This is a genomic window from Shewanella sp. SW32 (assembly GCF_025653365.1).
Taxonomy (GTDB): domain Bacteria; phylum Pseudomonadota; class Gammaproteobacteria; order Enterobacterales; family Shewanellaceae; genus Shewanella; species Shewanella oncorhynchi.
Genome location: NZ_JAKKSJ010000014.1, coordinates 83,960 through 104,521 on the forward strand (window position 1 = coordinate 83,960; position 20,562 = coordinate 104,521).

The window sequence follows — 20,562 nt, forward strand, 5'->3', positions numbered from 1 at the left end:
AAGCCTTATTTTCCACTCGGCCCATATAAACGCATTTGCCAATCTTCTACTGTCTGTAATGCTAAGCGGCGTTGTAGGCTATTAACCCAACTCAGCGCTAATCCCTCGCAGGAAGCTAAACGATCATAGGCACTGGTATTAAACGTTGGCGAGAAATAGAGTGACATGGCCTCGGCAACACTGATATCAGTACGACGCTCAACTAATTCAATCCTATCGTTTAACTGAATAATCCCTGGGGTTAAGATTCTATAAAACCAACCACATAATTGGCTTTGCTGCATGGCGAGGGCGAATTCTCTGTGACCAAATTGCAGATTCAATTTAAAACAAGGTGAACGCGGCTGAGTCACTTGCACTTTTACTGCGCCAATTTGCAAGATATCGCCAATATTGACTTGAGTTTCGTTCAGTCCAACTGTGCTAATGTTCTCTCCCATGCTGGGCGCATCTTCGAGCTGGGTGATTAAGTCCCAACGACGATATTGGCCGTAGTGCTCGCGGGGGAAATGATGTAGCACGCGATCAAGGCCGCCATGGTGTTTTGGATCGGCCTGCGCGTCCCCTTCAACATGGTCGATATGCACTAACAGTTGTTGAGCCGCTTGCTTACCATCAATCCCCGTAGCAACACCGGACATTTCTTGAAGATGGGTTCCTAAGTACAATCCAGACAATTTATTAATCAACAACTTTGACATCTGCAACTCCAAATCAATGACCTATCGCGCATTACTGTCAGAGTGTAAACCGCGATACGCCAATAACACAATCAACCCGCGCCATAACCCACAAAGGTAGGCTAAACATTGCTGCCAAGAAGAACCGAGTAGAGTCTATGAATGATTTAACACCACTTGATTTCGGCCCGCTTCTTTTGCCTGATACAAGGCCAGATCGGCACGTTTGATAAGGTCCTCCGCAGGCTCTTGCACTTGATGCTCAGCAACACCAATACTGGCAGTAATAGAAATGTGTAATCCATTCACTTTAATTTCCCGCTGGGAAATGAGGTCACGGATCTGTTCTGCCAGTTCTGCCGCTCGGGATAAATCCATCTCAGGAAGTAAAATTAAAAACTCCTCACCGCCCCAGCGACATAAAATATCCTGTTGTTGTAGTAAGCCACGCAGCATATTAGTCATGGTTTTTAATACTAAGTCACCAATCCCATGCCCATAACTGTCGTTCACTTTTTTAAAGTGGTCGATATCCAGCAAGAGTATTGAAATCGGCGATTGTGTCAGCTTAGCTTTATCTAACGCCTGCCTAAAGTACTCATCAAACACCTGACGGTTAGCGGCGCCAGTGAGCTTATCTGTAGACGCCATAATTTCTAGTTTGCGCTGATAACGACCTAAGGTCATGTTGGAGATGAATAAAATACCTAGGGTCACCATTAGGCTTAACGCCAAATTACCCCAAAACGTATTTAACAGTTCCCGCTCTTGTGGCGCATCCTCCTGCTCAACAATCAAATACCACTTAAACTCAGGAACTAAGCGACTATTGAGATAAACCGTTTTCCCGTTTTTCTGATAGCTGAAGGCGGCACTTGGGCTGGTTAAAATACGCGTAGCCAAATTATCAAGCCCTACGTTCGTTTGCAGCGAATCCGTACCGTCATATTGATCGCCATGCAAAGTGACATTACCTTGCCGGTCGGTAAAGAACACTCGGCGGTTATAACGCTTTTGATATAACTCAATTAAGGCTTTAACCTTTTCAACCGCCAACCCCACACCGGTAACACCAATGAATTTTCCTTCAAAATCAAAAACTTTATAGTTAACAAATACGGTTGTCTTACTGCGGTCTGCCGTATCGGCATCAATATTGACCTCATAATGTTCAGATTCAGGTAAAGAACGCACTCGAAAATACCAAGCATCGTCAGGCTCTACATCTTGGATTTTTTTTAAAATGCCCGTGGAATGGTAATAATTTCGACTTTTCTCAGACACAAAAAAGCTAGTGACAGTACCGTATTTTTCTTGGATTTCCTTAAGGTAACGAATGAGTTTTTCGGGCTCTTGCTCATGACTTAAGGTCCAATCCCGAACAAAGGTATCCTGCGCCATCAAGGATGAAATAAAGATGGGTCGTAACAAATCCTGTTGAATTTCTGAATAAATATTGTCACTTGTGAGCGGTAAGGTATTGCTCTCTATTTGTTGGCTCAGTGAATCATGAGCCACTTTGTAACTGATACCGCTAGTCACTAAAAAGGCGACCAAAAGCAAAACAGACAGAAGCCAAATAAATTTATTTTTATCATTCCAAGCGTTATTGCCCATTCTCAACTCCAAAGACTACAGAACACCTTGAGTGGCTTATTATTTTAATTTAACGATAACTATTTTAGTTGAATAAATGTTAACGCAATTGCGCCATGGCCGCACAAGATTTCTGTCGTATTGGCGTTCTACAATGGAATAACTTTATTTTGAGCAAAAAAATGCCTCGTTGGGGAAACGAGGCAAAAACATACTAACCAATAAATGGGAGAAAAGTACAAGAAAACGTTAAGGGACAAGCTATGCGCCACAAGACATACTCTAGCAAGGACGTATGACAAAAAGATGACTCAAACTGGTCACAATAATACTTATCATGTCGTTTGCTTTGTCTCTAAATACTGTTTTAGTGCCTCACCCGGAATAGAACTATCGGTTGCCACCGCAAATGCCGCCCAAATCGCCCCTTCTGCCATGGCCTCAGTAATTGATTGGCCAATGCAGAGACTGTGGATCAACCCTGCCGCATAGGCATCACCCGCGCCAGTGGTATCAACAACTGTGGCAGGGATAGCAGCAACATGCTGCACTTGATCGTGCGTGTAAACCTTAGCCCCATTGATACCATCGGTGACAATAAAGTAACGCAGACAATCGCCACCAATGCTTTTGCCATATTCCCAAGATGCGCCATCACAACGCCCCTGAATATCACTCATGGAGGCCAATAAAATATGACAAGGTCTCTGTCTGTCGTCCTTGGCTAATTGCGCGACCACAAGACAATGTTCTAAAGCTGTTTTTGCCCAGCTGACAGAGCCTTCAGCGGAAGTATTAAAATACAACGCGTCCCATGGCTGCCATTTCGGCGGTACAGATAATTCAAATATGGGTCTTTGTGGCCGAATAATGGTGCGCTCGCCGTCTGGCGTCATTACAAGCAGCATTTCGCATGTATTGCCGGTGCGGCGCTGCACTAAGCGACAATCGAGCCCTTGCGTACTGGCTTCTGCAATGAGCCAATCCCCCATGTCATCACGGCCCACTTGACTCACCAGCGCGACGCTATGCCCAGCCCAGACTAAACCTAATCCGGTATTTGCCCCACCGCCGCCGAGCCTTTGGCCGCCATCTTGATAATGGAAACGTCCACCTGTTTTTAAAGGTTTATCAAGCAGTAAGATCCGATCACAGTTGAGATTGGCAACTAACAGAATATTAGCCATTACAAGGCTCCAAGGGGCAAAAAAGCATCAAGGCCAGAAGATAAAAACAAAGAAATATCAATCTAGAGCAAAATGCTCACAGGCACAATCCAATCATCGAGATAGAAACACTATAAGGATATGGCAGCGCCTTGATGTAAGCATTTGTCCCGAAGAAGACGAGGAAAACAGTTATACACCCATACGGTATAACATAGCTGTTAACTCTAACACTTTGTTTAAAATCGATTTATAGAAAAGATAACGTCTCAGGACAAAATGAAGCGTAACCATTTTGAAGCCGACTCGATTAATTATCAGTAGACATAGTTAAAATGCATGCAGGATACATATATTAAATTTATGAATGGAATCAAACGCTATGCTAATGGAAATATGGGATACCGCCGAAGAAAAATCTGAGCAGCTACGCCGTTATCAGCTCTGTATAGAAGAATTTAATGAATTGAATTTTCACGATGTTTATATTGCAGAAATCAAACAAGAATACCAACAACTTGCTGAACAAGTAAAAGTGCAGTCAACCTCGGATCCCGAGCGCTAACTGCACTTTGCCATCTAGTTACTCACGATAAACCTTCAATTACTTTATTGGCGTCAATGGTGATAAAGACGCAAATTGTACTGCTAATGTCCAATCTGTAATGACCATATCTGAAGGCTGCCAACTGTCATCAACCCACTCATAAACCAAGCCAGGGTTTTCCTCTGCGTTGACTAACAAACGCCGTCCATCTTGCAACACAAGCGTATAATCGAGCCCCTGCGCATCGACACTTTCAATGTCCCCCAAGACATTGTGCTTAATGGCCGAAATAGTTCCGGTTGCCTTAACGGCATCGTTTTCCTTTGCACCGCTGTAAAACTTTAACGCCTCGTTTGCGGCAGTCTTGTGAAAAACAAACTCCTCAGTCACACCCACTACGATCGACGGATCAAGCTCATACCAGGCGGGTATCCATAATGCGTTAATTGTCATCCCGTTATATCCTGCATAATAATTTTACGGACGGGATCATTCTGCCTTAACCCCGACAGAGAAAATACTCTTCAGGGATAAAATAATTTTAATCCCTGTAAGGGATAGCATCACTAAATTGAGCGCATCACTTTCTTTGTAAGATAATTCCAAACCAAAGGGTCATACCTGAGATGCTTTAAGCTCCAGCACTGATGTTGGACCCAATTGGTCTTTCTGTTAGTTTGTAAAACACTTTGCCTCAAACCGACACATTAAGCTGACAAAGTGATCCTGAGCTCAGTAATCGCGTATAGAGTCACACACGATAGATTAATCTTCCCATGCTTGCACCGCAGGCCGATAAATACGGAGTTTACTTGTCTATGGATAAGCCCATAACGCAACCCCCTCAAACCCTTAAGCTCATTGGTGAAACTGAGGCCGGAAAGCGTCAAGAGCTTAAGCAATACTTTAATCAGACATGGGCTTTATACGAGTCTCTGTATGATTTGATCCAAGAAGATAGCGCCTATTACCTCAAAGCCGAGCCGCTGCGCCATCCGTTAATCTTTTACTTTGGCCATACGGCCACTTTCTATATAAACAAACTCAAACTCGGTAAATTTCTCGATGAACGGGTAAACGACAACTTCGAATCCATGTTCGCCATTGGTGTCGATGAGATGTCTTGGGATGATTTGAACGAACAACATTATCCGTGGCCGGATGTAGCAGAGGTGCGCAGCTATCGCCAACAAGTTAATGCTGTCATCAATCGTGTTATCGATGAAATGCCTCTAGCGTTACCTATCACTCAAAATAGTCCAGCTTGGATCATTTTGATGGGCATTGAACATGAGCGTATTCATTTAGAAACCTCATCGGTGATCATCCGCCAACTGCCGCTGGAACATGTCGCGCCCAACCACCTCTGGCCTGCGTGCCAAGACACCGCCCCTGCCGAGACTAACAGTTTATTGGCTGTAAAAGGGCAAAAGGTGACCTTAGGCAAAACTGAACAAGACCAAACCTACGGTTGGGACAATGAGTACGGCCATAAAATATTTAACGTTAACGACTTTAAGGCTGCTAAATTCTTAGTCTCGAATCAAGAGTATCTCGCATTCGTCGAGGCTGGCGGCTATCGCTCACCCCAATTTTGGAATGAAGAAGGCCAAGCTTGGCTTGCCTATACCCAAGCACAAATGCCGCGTTTTTGGCGCTTCAGACAAGATAAATGGTGGCAACGTAACTTAGCGGAAGAAATCCCGCTGCCATTAAACTGGCCTGTTGAAGTGAATCAGCTCGAAGCTAAGGCCTTCTGTAATTGGAAAGCCGAACAAAAGCAAAGCAATATACGTCTATTAACTGAAGCTGAGTGGTATATCTTACGCGAGAATGTGCCCGCCGATGCGCCCGATTGGCATGAAGTGCCGGGCAATATTGCTTTGGCTTATTACGCCTCTTCTTGCCCAGTGAATCGCTTCGAACATAATGGCTTTTTCGATATTGTCGGTAATGTTTGGCAATGGACAGAAACCGCAATCGACGGTTTTGACGGCTTCGTCGTACACCCACTTTACGATGATTTCTCCACCCCAACCTTCGATGGCAAACATAATCTCATCAAAGGCGGCTCGTGGATCTCTACGGGTAATGAGGCAATTGCTTCATCACGCTATGCGTTTCGTCGACATTTTTATCAACACGCGGGCTTTCGCTATGTGGAATCCAGCCAAAATCCAGCTCAAATGGCCGAGGTCAATGTGTACGAAACAGATGAACTGATTTCCCAATACCTTGAATTCCACTATGGCGCCGAATATTTCGGAGTTGCTAACTTCTGCGTCAATGGTGTGCAGCAAGCGCTGAGTGAAATTCAATTGACTCATACAGCTAAAGCCCTTGATATCGGCTGCTCCGTTGGTCGCGCGAGTTTCGAACTGGCAAAAGTGTTTGATCATGTTGATGGTATCGACTTCTCGGCGCGCTTTATTCAACAGGCCTATGCGCTGACAGAACAAGGTGAAAAACGTTACACCATACGCACCGAAGGCGACTTACAGGAATTTAAGAGCGCGAGTCTCGCGAAACTGGGATATGAACTTGAGGCTAAAAAGGTCAACTTTATGCAAGGTGATGCCTGTAATTTAAAGCCCATCTACACAGATTATGATTTGGTTTATGCCTCAAATCTTATCGACAGGTTAAACGAGCCTAAGCACTTTTTAACCAGTATTGCCCAGCGGATTAATCAAGGTGGATACCTTGTGATTGCCTCGCCATACACTTGGCTTGAAGATTATACGCCCAAGGATAAATGGTTAGGTGGCGTTAAAGTCAAAGGAGAGAACTTCACCACCTTAGATGGTTTGACCGAAACCTTGATCGGCCAATTTGAGCTGGTCGCAGTGAAGGAAATTCCCTTCGTGATCCGCGAGACTAAACGTAAATTCCAACATTCCATCTCAGAAATGACAATTTGGCGTAAACGTTAATGCTCACTCATGGGATAACCAACTGAAGTCCTGATAAAAATATCCGCCAGAAATCCATTTCTGGCGGATGTGTAACATCCAGCTCAGTCACATTTACAGCACCAACTAAGGTGAGAACACTGTAAATGCAGCGAAAAATATCTACACCTTAAACTGTGCCGTTGTTAAACCAAGCTGATTTGCTAACCCCAACAGACTCCGCGTACTCGCTGCTACTTGGCTGATAGCCGCACTATTTTCCTCCGCCGCCACGCTTAAGCCCGCAATCCCCTGCGCAATCGTCGCCGAAACCGTTGTTTGTTCTTCCGCAGCGGTTGCGGTTTGAATCATTAATGCCTTTAAGGTTTCTAAGCGCAAAGCAATATCATCCACCGCGGTCTGCATTCCATCGGCATCTTCTGCGGTTTTAGAGGCTTCAGTGGAACAAGTCACACTATGCAACGCCAGCACGCCAGACTGCTGCTGAATGCCTTTTAGCACTTGGCCAATATCCTGAGTCGCTAATTGAACCTTCACCGCTAACTGGCGAACCTCATCGGCAACCACAGCAAATCCACGACCATGCTCGCCAGCTCTCGCAGCTTCAATCGCCGCATTAAGAGACAAGAGATTAGTTTGTTCCGCAATCGCATTTATCACAGCTAATACTGAGCCGATTTTCTGACTATCCGCCTCAAGACTGCCCACCTGTTGATGAATAGTTGCAAAACTGCTCAAGGTCACTTTTAAGCTTTTACGAGTACTGGCCAAGTTTTGCGAAAGAATTTCACTCGAATGGGTACAGGCGGACACTTCATCGGAGGATCTCATCGTATTCGTGCTGATTTCAGCTGCGGCATAACTCATTTCTTCAACGGCAGTGGCCAACATATCAGTTTCTTTAGCCTGCATCTGAATACTGCAATCGGCTTGGGTCATGGCGGCAGAGTTTTGTTCGGCGGCTGATTCAAGTTCATGCCCAACGCCCACCAGCTGACTGATAATTTCTTTGAGCTTAGTTTGCATCCGCGCCAACCAACTCATCAGGTGATTATCCGTTTGAACATGCGGTAAATTATGAGTTAAATCGCCAGAGGCGATCATACTGGTCAAGTTACACATGTCCTCAGGCTCACCGCCGAGCGGCTTTAATACAAACCCTGTAACTAACTTAGCGGCAGCGAACGCCAACACTAAGGCTGCTGCACAAACAGATAAGCCGATAAACATCATACGGTAGGCGGGAGCTGCTATTTCACTCACATCAATTTCAGCCATCAAACCCCAACGCAAACCAAGCTCAACGACAGGAGAATAAGCGGATAATACGGGATTATTGTTATAGTCATTCACTTGCATCACACCCGATTTACCAGCCAGCGCCTCCTTTACAGCCAGCGTATCAACACCATTCTGAGCTACCGTTCCCGCAAACGAAGCCGTAACAGTGCGATTAATGGGATCGAGAAAAGAATCAGAACGCATACGATTATTTGGGCCAATGAGATAAGTTTCACCACTTTGCCCCATACCCTCACGAATTTGCATAACTCTGTTTATGCGATCGATTGATACTTGAGCCGCCACCACCAATCTTTGCTGATTGAACTGAATCGACTGGCCAATAAATGCCGCAGGTTGACCATTTGAAGGCGCGTATGCGGAAAAATCTTGTAATAATACTGTGCCCGCCGATCCCAATGCCTTATTAAATAACTGTGCTAATCCCGAATCATGGAAGGGTCCAGTACGCAAATTGGTGCCGAAATCAGACTCCTTCGCCACTGTATATAAAACGGTGCCATCGTCACTAATAATAAATAGGTCATAAAAACCGAGGGATTTATTTAATGACTGCAAGGTTTGATCTATGTCAGTAAGAGTATCGAGGCTTTTTTGGCTGGCAATTACGGCGCTGACGGCCTGCAGGTTATCGGAAAAGTCCTGAAACATGCCAACAATCTGCCGTTGCTTGATCTCACGCACAGCCACTAAACGAGACTGAGCCTCGGCAAACAATTCATCGCGAGCAATGTAAGTCACTATTGCGGTGGCAAATATGAGGGGTAATAGGACAATCAATAAACTGATAAGCTGAATTTTACGAGTAAAACCCATGGTGAGACTCCTTGTCGCGCGTCGAATTCCATTCCTTCAATCTTTGCAGAATCAAACCTGCCTTAAAACTATAGGAGAAGAATCTCAGCTAAACAAAGCGGTGCCGACTATTTTCATCAAAAGTTCACTAAAATGCCGACAACTCATTATTTTTAAGTAAAAAAATGATTAACAACTTTAAATGACAGCCACGCCATACCGACCATTTCAAATAAAATGATATAGTGGGAAATAAGCGATAAACCGAACGTTAGCATCAACTGATATTGAATGCGCACATCCATGCGACAATGATGCATTGAAATTTATTAAATATGCATATAAATTCATATCAAGCCAATTTATAGAGGATTAATAATGAGTTTACTCGAGCAAGTGTCAGTATCTAAAAAAGCCAACATCTACTTTGATGGCAAAGTGGCTAGCCGTAGCGTATTTTTTGCCGATGGCAGCAAGCAAACCTTAGGTGTTGTATTACCAGGGGAATATGAGTTCTCAACCTCCCAAGGCGAAATAATGGAAGTCACCAGTGGCCGTTTTGAGGTGTTGTTACCGGAGAGCTCTGTATGGCAGGAGTTTAGCGAAGGAACTCAGTTTGAGCTGGCTGCAAATGTTAGCTTTAAAATTCGTAACACAGCCATTGCCGAATATTGCTGTAGCTACCTCTAATCATCTCGATTGAGTGGCAGTACGATTAATATTTCACATCAATCGTGAATCGAATGCTCACAGTGACGGTTTATCTCAGCACTGTGAGTATGTTTGTCCTACCGAACCATTTCACCATCAGAATGCCTTATCCATCTGACATTTATCAATTTGGCAATTTTATTAACCTGGCTCAAGGCAGCGTAAAACTCACAATGCAAAGCATACTAAATCGAATGTGTTGAAATCGCCGATAAGAACAACACTAGACGACCGGTCTAATTTAATTTATCCTAACCCACATGAAAATTGAAACTCAATCCACTCGCCAGCACATTCTCGACATCGGCTACAAGCTGATCGTACGCAAAGGCTTCTCCAGCGTCGGCTTATCCCTACTGCTGCAGGCGGCCGAAGTGCCAAAAGGCTCGTTTTATCACTACTTCAAATCCAAAGAACAATTTGGCGAAGCGCTTATTACTGATTATTTTGAAAAATATCAATTAGATTTAGACGCATTATTCAATGACTCAACACTGACAGGCCATCAACGCTTGATGCAATACTGGCAACAATGGTTGCACGTACAAGCCGATGGCTGCGTAGATCAAAAGTGTCTGGTCGTGAAACTCAGCGCCGAAGTGGCCGATTTATCCGAAGCCATGCGTGTTGCCTTACTTAAAGGCTCCGCCGGCATCATAGAGAGGTTAACGACTTGTGTTCAAGTGGGTATACTCGACAGTTCAATCGCCCAGCAAGATCCGCAATCAACCGCTGAAATGTTGTATCACATGTGGTTAGGCGCCAGCTTAATGAATAAGTTGGGCCACAGCCCTGCGGCACTCGAACGTGCACTCGTGACGACTAAAGCCATTTTAACGCCTAAAACGGCCCTTTAACCTAATACCGACTCAAAACTAATATTTGCTGATATCGATCAGCCCAGATTTTTAAAGAATACAGCTTCACGCCCCAAAATTAGACGACTGGTCTACTAATTTAACGGGCGATTAATTAATGCAGCTCAATTAACGCTGCTCATTTAAAGTAATAATAGGAATAACATCATCCATGCTAAATTTTAACTATTACAACCCGACCCGAATCCGTTTTGGTAAAGACACTATCGCCGAAATTGATTCCCTAGTACCGAGCGATGCTAAAGTGATGATCCTCTTTGGCGGCAGCAGTGCTAGAAAAACAGGCACGTTAGACGAAGTTAAACAATCATTGGGTAATCGTTTCGTTGTCGAGTTCGATGGCATTGAGCCAAACCCAACCTATGAAACCTTAATGAAAGCCGTCGCCCAAGTGCGTGAGCAGAATATCGACTTCCTCCTCGCGGTTGGCGGTGGTTCGGTTATCGATGGCACTAAATTTGTGGCCGCTGCAGCGGTATTTGAAGGCGAACCTTGGGACATTCTCACTAGCTGGGGTGCAAATGTAACTCAAGCTATGCCTTTTGGCTCAGTCTTAACCTTACCTGCGACCGGTTCCGAAATGAACAACGCCAGCGTAGTAACCCGCAAATCACTGCAAGCTAAGCTGCCATTCCGTAATGACTTGGTTTATCCACAATTCTCAATACTTGATCCGACGAAAACCTTCACCCTACCAGAGCGCCAAGTGGCCAACGGTGTTGTCGATGCTTTTGTACATATCACAGAGCAATACCTCACTTACCCAGTTAACGCCGCCGTGCAGGACAGATTTGCCGAAGGTCTTTTACAAACCTTGATTGAGCTTGGTCCACAAGTGCTAGTTCAACCCGAAGATTACGACATTCGCGCTAACTTAATGTGGGTTGCCACTATGGCACTCAACGGCACGATTGGCGTCGGTGTTCCCCACGACTGGGCAACTCATATGATAGGCCATGAACTAACTGCACTTTACGATATCGACCATGCGCGCACATTGGCAATCGTATTGCCAGCCCTGTTGCAATGTACAAAAGAGGCTAAACGCGAAAAGCTACTCCAGTACGCCGACCGTGTGTGGCACATCAACACAGGTACAGATGACGAGCGTATCGACGCCGCTATCGCAAAAACCAAGGCTTTCTTCGAAGCCATGGGCATACCAACACATTTATCTGCCTATGATCTCGATGCCAGCCACGTTGATACTGTAGTGAAACAGCTTGAACTGCACGGCATGGTGGCACTAGGCGAACATGGCAATATTGACCCAGCCATGAGCCGTGACATTTTGACTTTAGCCCTATAACGTCAAATGAACTAAACCCAAAGCTCACATAGATTGATGTGAGCAACTAAGGTAAAGGTATGAAAATGAATATATTAATGGTACTCACGTCGCATGATAAACTCGGTGATACCGGTTTAAAAACCGGCTTTTGGCTAGAGGAATTCGCCTCACCTTTTTATGTTTTTAAAGATAAAGGTTTTGACATTACCTTAGCCTCACCACTGGGCGGTCAACCACCACTCGATCCAAAAAGTGATGAGCCAGACTTTCAGACCGAAGCCACTGCGCGCTTTAGCAAAGATCCTGAGGCTCAAGCACTGCTAGCAAATACCACTCGCTTAAGTGAAATCAATGCAGCCGATTATGATGCGGTTTTCTATCCGGGCGGCCACGGTCCACTGTGGGATCTTGCCGAAGATAAACATTCTATCGCCTTAATTGAACAGTTTTATCAAGCCAATAAACCCCTAGGGCTCGTATGTCATGCGCCTGCTGCATTGCTGCACCCTAAAACCAGTGATGGCAAGCCATTGGTCAGCGGCAAGCGTGTTACCGGTTTCAGCAACTCTGAAGAAGAAGCCGTGCAACTCACTCATGTCGTGCCATTTTTGGTTGAAGACATGCTGCAGAAAAATGGTGGCAATTATGTCAAAGGTGATGACTGGACAAGCTTTGTCGTCGCAGATGGCCATTTGATCACAGGCCAAAATCCGGGATCATCCGAAGCCGTAGCCGAAACCATAGTTGCGCAATTAAACGCGAGAGGCTAAGCGATAAATACGCGACGCTCAGCTTGAAATGAACAAAGACAGGCGCGCAAGTGTGCTAAATGCGTTAAAAAGAGCTGTCGCACCACAATGGTGCGACAGCCAAAATGTACTCTCACTGTCCAAAGGAAAGCCCATGATCACCTTGCACCATCTCAATAAATCACGCTCTAAACGTATCATCTGGTTGCTAGAGGAACTCGGTCAACCCTATGAAATTAAGAGTTATCAACGTGATAGCCAGACTTTTCTCGCGCCACCCGAACTTAAGCAAATTCATCCGTTAGGCAAATCACCCGTTATCGAAATGGACGGTCAAGTGATAGCCGAATCGGGTGCGATCACCGAATATCTTATTGAAAAATATGCGGCGAATACCTTAGCCCCCGCCAGAGACAGCGCAGACTATGTCAGTTATCTGCAATGGCTACACTTTGCCGAAAGCTCAGCCATGCTGCCTTTGTTACTGCGTATGTTCGTGCAAAAGGACGGTTGTAAAACCAATTTCCTTGAAGATTATGCGGCGATAGAAGTCAGCAAGATAAGCCATTACTTCAATGATATGTTGGCCGATAAAACCTATCTTGTTGCAGACAAGCTCACGGGTGCGGATATCATGATGTCCTTCGTCGTAGAGCTACTGGCGAACAGTGGCGATCTCGCGAAATTTGAACACATTGAACGCTATGCCACTCAATTATCCCAACATGCCGCTTGGGTCAAAGCGAGTGAGATCGAGCAACAACTCGATGCAAGCCTATAATTGATGGATCGAATTCGGGCACATGTTAGTGCCCGAGCTTAACCCACTTTAACTAACCCCTGTTTCTGCCTCCCCATTTTCTGTCGACTTTATACCTTCTCTGTGGTGACATCCTTAACCACTTAGCGCAACAAACACCATGATTTTTGATGTAAAAGAGACTAATCTTGATTAACTCTATCTCAAGGCTACAGGGACTTTAGCATGCGTTCACTCACACTCATCGGCTTAGTGCTATTTAGCATGTTAGCGCAAGCGACTGTTTATAAATGGGTTGATAAGAATGGCAAAGTCCATTACTCCGATGAGCCGCAGCCAAATGCCCAAGTCGTTGAGCTAAAAGATAAGACCTTAAATCAAATTGCCCTTCCTCTACCCAAAACAGACTTAAACAGCTCAAATCAAGCAATTGAATCTATTCAATATCAAGTCAATATTACCTCTCCGACCGAAGAGGAAACCGTCAGAGATAACAATGGCGATTTCGACGTCGTTGCGACTATCACCCCAGAGCTAAAAAGTCAGTATTTGATGGCCCTCAAACTCGATGGCAACCCCATAGGTCAGCCGCAAATTGGCGGTACCTTCAAACTCAAAAACATCGACAGAGGTGAACATACCTTAGTCGTTGACGCTTTGACTCAAAACGGCAAAGTCTTTGCATCAAGTTCACCAAGAAAGATATTTCTTCATCAAGCAGCTAAGCGTTAATGTCACTATTTGTATAGTAAAAGTTAGTATAAAAACTTTAAATACATGAAGTTAGATTAACTCCTCCTGACTAAACCGTTTGATGAAGACAAGTTGCAGCTTGCACCAGATTGGTGCACCATAGTGGTGCAACCCTATTTCTAGGAACGGTCGATGGATAAAGAGACACTGCTCAATCATTTAGTTACCGCTGTACTTGTCATAGATAAGGATCTCAAGCCTTGTTATGCCAACGCAGCAGCAGAGCAATTATTAGGTGTTGGTAGCCATAGACTCGTAGAACAAACTTTGCCCGAGCATTATCAAGTCCTCGGTGTCGACGCCAAGCTATTAATGGATGCAGTAACAGCTGGCCAAGGCTTAACGGTCAATACGGCAGCACTAGTCACGCTCGATGGCCAACATCATACCGTTGATTTAACCCTTATTCCCCTCGATGATGAGGCAGAGCTCAGCCTGCTCGAACTGCGCCAAGTCGACCAACAAAGACGCATTCATCAGCAGTTGAGTCAAGATGCACAGCAACAAGCGGCGCAGTTTTTAGTGCGCAACTTAGCCCATGAAATCAAGAATCCTTTAGGCGGCCTTCGCGGTGCGGCGCAGCTATTATCGCGGGAGCTGGATGATCCGGCGCTGAAGGAATTCACTACGCTCATCATAGAGCAGGCCGATCGGCTGCGTAATTTAGTGGACCGTCTGCTCGGCCCCCAAAGGCCGACACAGCACAGTCTGCACAACATCCATCAAGTGGTGCAAAAGGTCTATAAGTTAGTTGAAATGGCGCTGCCCGCTAACATCCAGCTCAAACGGGATTACGATCCATCCATTCCCGATATCGAGATGGATCCTGACCAAATGCAGCAAGCTGTGCTGAACATTTTACAAAATGCGGTGCAGGCGCTTGAGCATACGGGGGGCGAGATTTTGATCCGCACTCGCACTCAACACCAAGTCACTATAGGTTCACATCGCCACAAGCTAGTGTTAACCCTATCGATTATCGACAACGGCCCCGGTATACCGCCTGAGCTAATGGACACATTATTTTATCCCATGGTGACAAGCCGTGAGCAAGGTTCAGGTTTAGGCCTCTCGATTGCCCATAATATTGCCCGTTTACACTCGGGAAGGATCGATTGCCTCTCCAGCGCAGGGCACACAGAATTTATCATTTCATTACCGATTTTAAGCGCTAAATAATTTCGACAGTACCTACCCATACCGTATGAGGAAGCAAGATGCGAATTAGTGAACAAGTGTGGATCCTCGACGATGACAGCTCGATACGCTGGGTACTCGAAAAGGCACTGCAAGGTGCTAAGCTCAGCACCGCCAGCTTTGCCGCCGCCGAATCCCTGTGGCAGGCATTAGAAATATCGCAACCGCACGTGATAGTGTCGGATATCCGTATGCCCGGCACGGATGGTTTAAGCCTGCTCGAACGATTGCAGGTGCATTATCCCCATATTCCCGTGATCATTATGACAGCGCACTCAGACTTAGACAGTGCAGTGAGTGCCTATCAAGCGGGCGCATTTGAGTATCTGCCTAAACCCTTCGACATTGATGAGGCAATCTCTCTGGTTGAGCGCGCACTTACCCATGCCACTGAACAGAGCCCAGCACCCGCGCAGGAAGCCCAAGTCAAAACACCCGAAATCATAGGTGAAGCGCCAGCGATGCAGGAAGTGTTTCGCGCCATAGGCAGGCTTTCACGCTCATCGATCAGCGTGCTGATCAATGGTCAATCGGGTACGGGAAAAGAGTTAGTGGCTGGCGCTTTACACAAGCACAGCCCACGTAAAGATAAGCCGTTTATCGCGCTGAACATGGCAGCGATCCCTAAGGATTTGATCGAATCTGAGCTATTCGGCCACGAAAAAGGTGCCTTCACTGGCGCAGCCAATGTCCGCCAAGGTCGCTTCGAACAAGCAAACGGTGGCACGCTCTTTTTAGATGAAATCGGCGATATGCCGTTAGACGTACAAACACGGTTACTCAGAGTGCTCGCCGATGGCCAGTTCTACCGCGTCGGTGGTCATAATGCGGTGCAAGTCGATGTGCGTATCATAGCGGCGACCCACCAAGATCTTGAATTATTAGTGCAAAAAGGCGGCTTTAGGGAAGATTTGTTCCATCGCCTCAACGTGATCCGCGTGCACTTGCCGCCACTGTCACAAAGACGGGAAGACATTCCCCAGCTCGCCACCCATTTTCTCGCCTCTGCAGCAAAGGAAATTGGCGTAGAAACTAAAATAATGACCAAGGAAACCGCGGTAAAACTCTCCCAATTACCTTGGCCCGGTAATGTCCGACAACTCGAAAACACCTGTCGTTGGTTAACCGTAATGGCATCGGGGCAAGAAATTTTACCCCAAGATTTACCGCCAGAATTACTGAAAGACCCTGTGAGTGTCACCCACACGGCGAAAGGCAGCCAAGATTGGCAATCGGCACTGACTGAGTGGATAGATCAAAAACTCTCGGAAGGAAACAGCGATCTGTTAACTGAGGTGCAGCCCGCATTCGAACGCATACTGCTAGAAACGGCGCTGCGCCATACTCAAGGCCATAAACAGGAAGCGGCGAAACGTTTAGGCTGGGGACGAAATACCTTAACGCGGAAATTAAAAGAACTGTCGATGGATTGAGTAGATAAAATAACGTTCTCATCAAGGCTAACTATACAAACGCATTAACCTTAAGCAACAAAAAAGGGATATTCACATATCCCTTTTTTATATCTAGATTGTGCTAACTAACATGACGACCACTAGCCCAAGCAGAATTAGAACTGATAATGCAGACCCACAGCAAACTGTTTAATATCAGTGTCGATATCTATAGAGTTGTGACGATCTGCTTCTAGATCACCCGTAGTCACATCGTAGCTTACGCGGATATTTAAGTGCTCTGTTACCGCAGCATTAACGCCAACACCATAGGTCCAACCGAAACCGGTGAAGTCTTCATCATCGGAGCCGTCATCAATCACCAGCGCCATAGAAGCGATGCCCACTTTCGCATAAGCAGAGAAGATATCATTGATTTGTGCGGTAAATTTAGGCGTGAAGCTTAATGCGCCGGCACCTATATCAACATCTCTGTCGCCAAGATCTCCAGTGGCGAACAGGTTGGCTTCTAAACCAAACCACTCATTGAAGTTGTAACCACCGTAAACGCCAAAGCCAGTACCCGACTCTGATTCATCTAAAACATCGACAGTCACTTTATTGAGGGCTCCGCCCACATAAAAGCCAGTTGTGTCGGTTGCAGCAGAGACTTGAGTCGCCAGAAATGCAGACAATAAAGCAGCGGCAACAATTGATAATTTTTTCATCATAATTCCCTAATGATTTAACGAAAGTATTAAACGGCGTGGATATTACAATAAGCAGATCTGGGGTGTCATCGTTTAAATGAGCAAAACACTAGCCGTACAGCATTTATTCAGCTTGAGTCAAAAACGAAAGCTATAGTTGATATTTATAGAGGGAAATCATACTCACTTTAGACATTATCTTTTTATATCTAAAATCATTAACGGCTTTAACTTAGCACCCGCAACAATCCTATAAAACTTGCATATAGCCAACGGATGAGGGAACGACGCCTTCTCACATCCAAACATTCGGATACGACAACTCTGCCAGACGCCACACAAGTAATACGTGTACGCCAAAGAAATAATGGCCAGACATGGACTCGATAAGCTTGGTTAGCAATGTCGAGCTCAATTTTCTGCGGTAAGTAATAAAGATGTTTACGCAGGACTAACTGACTCCAAGCTCCCGCTATCACAGGAGATACGGTACTATCTGCTTGATTTACTATCGAAGGTTTCTGTTCCATTAGGAGCGTGATTTCTGCATTCACAGGAATGCTAACGTCAGAAACCACAAATTCGGCTATCAACTCAAAGCGAGTCGATAGCCTATGATAGCGGCATATCAATCGAGTGGAATGATCCCATCTGTGACTTTGCTTCTGCATCCATGCCATAGCTTGCCCTTCATTTATGTTTCGTTTACATCAGGTTTAACCGGATCTTGGTGAATAATAACCTCGGCATCTTCGAAGGCAGCTTTGACTCTTATTCCTGTCGTGTCGGCAATACTGTGGGCTTCATTCAAACTCAAATTACCATCGAGTTCTAAATGAAATTGAATAAAAACAGTTTTGCCTGCTTGACGAGTGCGTAAATCATGCAGCCCTTGCACCCGTGGATCTTCCATCGCGATTTGCGTAATTTGCTGGCGAGTTTCTTCGTCTAGCTCTCTGTCTAACAAGGCTTGAATTGAGCGATAACCTAAGCCAAAGGCTTGATGACCAATATAAAATGCAATCATTACCGCAAATAAACCGTCAGCCCACCACCAACCGTATTGCGCTAATACTAGTGCCAACAATACCGCACCATTAAGGAATAAATCTGATTTATAGTGCAGCGAATCAGCTTCAACCACAGTACTTTTTGTCGCCGCTAATGCGCGTTTCTGCAACATGACTAAAGCTAACGTCATCACAATCGCTATGATAGAAACAACTACACCTATGGTGGCATTTTCAACCGGAACAGGTGTTAATAGACGCTCACCACCATAGAACAGTAATAAAAATGCGGAGCCCATAATAAAGGCGGATTGCGCTAGAGACGCTAACGGCTCAGCCTTACCATGACCATATCTGTGGTCATGATCCGGCGGCACAAGCGCGTAACGAATGGCAATAAAATTGATAATAGAAGCGAGAGCATCGGCAAAGGAATCCGTCAAAGATGCCAACATACTGGCAGAGCCGGAATAAAGCCAAGCGAACATCTTGATAAGAATAAGGATCAAAGCGGTAGCCACGGAAGCGCGGCTAGCCAGTTTGACCCAAAAATCATATTGGGAAGTTTGAGTCATAAGGGATCTATCTTGGGAAGCTATGACCCTATTGTATATCAGCTAAGACGCTTAACCGCGAGGTTCTTTACCAGCTTGTGCTTCAAATCGCGCTTTAAACTTAGCTTGCTGCTCTGGTGTCAGCAGATTAAATATTTGATTATGCAGCTTCATACGCTCAATGGCTTGAGTTTGACGCTGCTCTTGCTGCGCACTCATCAGTGCCTTTGCTTGTGTTTCATCAAAACTAGGCGCGGTAATTAAGGCCTGCATCTCAGTGCGATGGGCCAAGCGTTCCTCTTTCGTTGGACGATTATCAGCGCGCGTGGCTTTCTGATCGGCAAACAACTTTTTGACGTCAGCTTTCTGGGCATCCGTTAAATCGAGCCCTTCAAACATACGATGCATGCCACCGTGGTCCATATGTCGGCCGCCATGTTCCATGCGGTCGCCTTTATGGAATTCAGATTTAGATAAGTCGCAGCCAGCATCCTTAGGTGCAGCATTAACTGCCGTCGCGAAAACCGCAGAACTCGCTAGAATGGCAAACAGGCTCGCTTTCAAAGGTGATAATGTTTTCATAGTGTTAACCTCGATGGTTCAACTTTAATATGGCAATTAATAAGACACAGTGACGACCCTTTTAAGCCGAGTCACTTTCGACCCTTCCAGTCTAAACCCCTATATGTAAGTGAGGGCGTTGCCTGAGTAAATCACTGTAAAGTTGCGGCAATAACTCTATTCTTTACTTTGGCTTACATTGCTACACAGCAATTGACATCAAAACAGGTATACTCAGCCAAAGCGCTAAAAGTGTCTATGATAAACAGGCACATGAGGCCACATTACAGAGATTAAGGAACAGTATGAGTCGGATATTATTAATCGATGACGATCTGGGGTTATCTGAGCTACTAGGGCAACTGCTCGAGTTAGAAGGGTTTCAATTAACCTTGGCCTACGACGGTAAACAAGGTTTAGATCTGGCACTGACCGCAGATTACGATCTGATCCTACTCGATGTCATGCTACCTAAATTAAACGGTTTTGAAGTGCTACGCGCACTGCGCCAACATAAACAAACCCCAGTATTAATGCTGACCGCTCGCGGCGATGAAATCGATCGCGTAGTTGGGCTTGAAATCGGCGCCGATGATTATCTGCCAAAGCCGTTTAATGACAGAGAGTTAATCGCCCGTATCCGCGCCATTATTCGTCGTTCGAACTTAACAACCCAAGAAATCCATGCCGCGCCCGCCCAAGAGTTTGGCGATCTACGCTTAGATCCATCGCGCCAAGAAGCTTACTGTAATGAGCAATTAATCATACTCACAGGCACTGAATTCACTCTGCTGCACACCCTAGCACTGCACGCTGGAGAGTTGATGAACAAGGAAGAGTTAAACGAGAAAGTGCTCGGCAAAAAACTCATGCCCTTCGATCGCAGCTTAGACATGCATTTATCGAATCTACGTAAAAAACTCCCCGAGCGTAGCGATGGTCGGCCAAGGGTGAAAACCATCCGTGGCAAAGGTTATATTTGGCTCCCATAACGGC

At 45.5% G+C, this 20,562-nt stretch carries 20 protein-coding genes; 11 read left to right on the forward strand and 9 right to left on the reverse strand.

Annotated features, from left to right (window positions below; genetic code table 11):
- Positions 1-5: 5 nt before the first annotated feature.
- The 3 genes from L5M28_RS10370 to L5M28_RS10380 all read right to left on the reverse strand — a co-directional run bounded on the left by L5M28_RS10370 (position 6) and on the right by L5M28_RS10380 (position 3,463).
- Positions 6-701 carry an MOSC domain-containing protein gene (locus L5M28_RS10370; RefSeq protein WP_263196886.1) on the reverse strand — a complete coding sequence of 232 codons (696 nt, stop codon included), beginning with the start codon at positions 699-701 and terminating at the stop codon, positions 6-8.
- A gap of 135 nt (positions 702-836) precedes the next feature.
- Positions 837-2,297, reverse strand: a complete 1,461-nt coding sequence (locus tag L5M28_RS10375; protein WP_263169694.1) for a diguanylate cyclase — start codon at positions 2,295-2,297, stop codon at positions 837-839.
- Positions 2,298-2,611: 314 nt separating this feature from the next.
- Entirely contained in the window at positions 2,612-3,463 is an 852-nt protein-coding gene (locus L5M28_RS10380; protein ID WP_263140851.1) for a PfkB family carbohydrate kinase, read from the reverse strand.
- Positions 3,464-3,824: 361 nt separating this feature from the next.
- On the opposite strand from L5M28_RS10380, the gene L5M28_RS10385 reads away from it, so the two are divergent.
- Positions 3,825-4,007: a hypothetical protein gene (locus tag L5M28_RS10385; RefSeq protein ID WP_105251075.1), complete on the forward strand. Its 183-nt coding sequence runs from the start codon at positions 3,825-3,827 to the stop codon at positions 4,005-4,007.
- Between the two features lie 39 nt (positions 4,008-4,046).
- Here the strand turns inward: L5M28_RS10385 and L5M28_RS10390 are convergent, their stop codons facing one another.
- Positions 4,047-4,442 carry a hypothetical protein gene (locus L5M28_RS10390; protein ID WP_105251074.1) on the reverse strand — a complete coding sequence of 132 codons (396 nt, stop codon included), beginning with the start codon at positions 4,440-4,442 and terminating at the stop codon, positions 4,047-4,049.
- Between the two features lie 365 nt (positions 4,443-4,807).
- Here L5M28_RS10390 and ovoA point away from each other — a divergent pair, with 365 nt between their 5' ends.
- Positions 4,808-6,922 carry a 5-histidylcysteine sulfoxide synthase gene (ovoA, locus tag L5M28_RS10395; protein ID WP_263196884.1) on the forward strand — a complete coding sequence of 705 codons (2,115 nt, stop codon included), beginning with the start codon at positions 4,808-4,810 and terminating at the stop codon, positions 6,920-6,922.
- Positions 6,923-7,063: 141 nt separating this feature from the next.
- Here the strand turns inward: ovoA and L5M28_RS10400 are convergent, their stop codons facing one another.
- A complete protein-coding gene (locus tag L5M28_RS10400; protein ID WP_105251072.1) occupies positions 7,064-9,019 on the reverse strand; it encodes a methyl-accepting chemotaxis protein in 1,956 nt (651 codons plus the stop codon).
- A 357-nt stretch (positions 9,020-9,376) separates the two neighbouring features.
- On the opposite strand from L5M28_RS10400, the gene L5M28_RS10405 reads away from it, so the two are divergent.
- The 8 genes from L5M28_RS10405 (at position 9,377) to glnG (ending at position 16,770) form a co-directional block, all read left to right on the forward strand.
- Positions 9,377-9,688 (forward strand): pyrimidine/purine nucleoside phosphorylase, encoded by a 312-nt coding sequence (locus L5M28_RS10405; RefSeq protein ID WP_219254978.1) that lies wholly within the window; start codon positions 9,377-9,379, stop codon positions 9,686-9,688.
- A 281-nt stretch (positions 9,689-9,969) separates the two neighbouring features.
- Positions 9,970-10,566 carry a TetR/AcrR family transcriptional regulator gene (locus tag L5M28_RS10410; protein WP_263203268.1) on the forward strand — a complete coding sequence of 199 codons (597 nt, stop codon included), beginning with the start codon at positions 9,970-9,972 and terminating at the stop codon, positions 10,564-10,566.
- Positions 10,567-10,738: 172 nt separating this feature from the next.
- Positions 10,739-11,896 (forward strand): iron-containing alcohol dehydrogenase, encoded by a 1,158-nt coding sequence (locus tag L5M28_RS10415; RefSeq protein ID WP_113941361.1) that lies wholly within the window; start codon positions 10,739-10,741, stop codon positions 11,894-11,896.
- A 59-nt stretch (positions 11,897-11,955) separates the two neighbouring features.
- Positions 11,956-12,648 carry a type 1 glutamine amidotransferase domain-containing protein gene (locus tag L5M28_RS10420; protein ID WP_263203269.1) on the forward strand — a complete coding sequence of 231 codons (693 nt, stop codon included), beginning with the start codon at positions 11,956-11,958 and terminating at the stop codon, positions 12,646-12,648.
- A 133-nt stretch (positions 12,649-12,781) separates the two neighbouring features.
- Positions 12,782-13,408 (forward strand): glutathione S-transferase family protein, encoded by a 627-nt coding sequence (locus tag L5M28_RS10425; RefSeq protein ID WP_263203271.1) that lies wholly within the window; start codon positions 12,782-12,784, stop codon positions 13,406-13,408.
- A 204-nt stretch (positions 13,409-13,612) separates the two neighbouring features.
- Positions 13,613-14,119, forward strand: a complete 507-nt coding sequence (locus tag L5M28_RS10430) for a DUF4124 domain-containing protein (protein WP_263203273.1) — start codon at positions 13,613-13,615, stop codon at positions 14,117-14,119.
- A gap of 153 nt (positions 14,120-14,272) precedes the next feature.
- Positions 14,273-15,319 carry a nitrogen regulation protein NR(II) gene (gene glnL / locus L5M28_RS10435; protein ID WP_263203275.1) on the forward strand — a complete coding sequence of 349 codons (1,047 nt, stop codon included), beginning with the start codon at positions 14,273-14,275 and terminating at the stop codon, positions 15,317-15,319.
- A 38-nt stretch (positions 15,320-15,357) separates the two neighbouring features.
- Positions 15,358-16,770: a nitrogen regulation protein NR(I) gene (gene glnG, locus L5M28_RS10440; protein WP_006079736.1), complete on the forward strand. Its 1,413-nt coding sequence runs from the start codon at positions 15,358-15,360 to the stop codon at positions 16,768-16,770.
- A 137-nt stretch (positions 16,771-16,907) separates the two neighbouring features.
- Here glnG and L5M28_RS10445 read toward each other — a convergent pair whose 3' ends face one another.
- From L5M28_RS10445 to L5M28_RS10460, 4 genes are all read right to left on the reverse strand, one after another.
- The gene (locus tag L5M28_RS10445; protein ID WP_113941367.1) at positions 16,908-17,459 is read right to left on the reverse strand and encodes a porin family protein; all 552 of its coding nucleotides are present in this window, start codon (positions 17,457-17,459) and stop codon (positions 16,908-16,910) included.
- A 209-nt stretch (positions 17,460-17,668) separates the two neighbouring features.
- Positions 17,669-18,121, reverse strand: a complete 453-nt coding sequence (locus tag L5M28_RS10450) for a hypothetical protein (RefSeq protein ID WP_263140869.1) — start codon at positions 18,119-18,121, stop codon at positions 17,669-17,671.
- 14 nt (positions 18,122-18,135) lie between these two features.
- Positions 18,136-19,026, reverse strand: coding sequence for a cation diffusion facilitator family transporter (locus L5M28_RS10455; protein WP_212600228.1), 891 nt, complete (start codon positions 19,024-19,026; stop codon positions 18,136-18,138).
- A 51-nt stretch (positions 19,027-19,077) separates the two neighbouring features.
- Positions 19,078-19,587, reverse strand: a complete 510-nt coding sequence (locus L5M28_RS10460) for a Spy/CpxP family protein refolding chaperone (protein ID WP_263203277.1) — start codon at positions 19,585-19,587, stop codon at positions 19,078-19,080.
- Between the two features lie 284 nt (positions 19,588-19,871).
- Between L5M28_RS10460 and L5M28_RS10465 the strand changes: the two genes are divergently transcribed.
- Complete coding sequence (locus L5M28_RS10465; RefSeq protein WP_105251061.1) at positions 19,872-20,558, forward strand: response regulator; 687 nt, start codon at positions 19,872-19,874, stop codon at positions 20,556-20,558.
- The last annotated feature ends 4 nt before the right edge of the window (positions 20,559-20,562 follow it).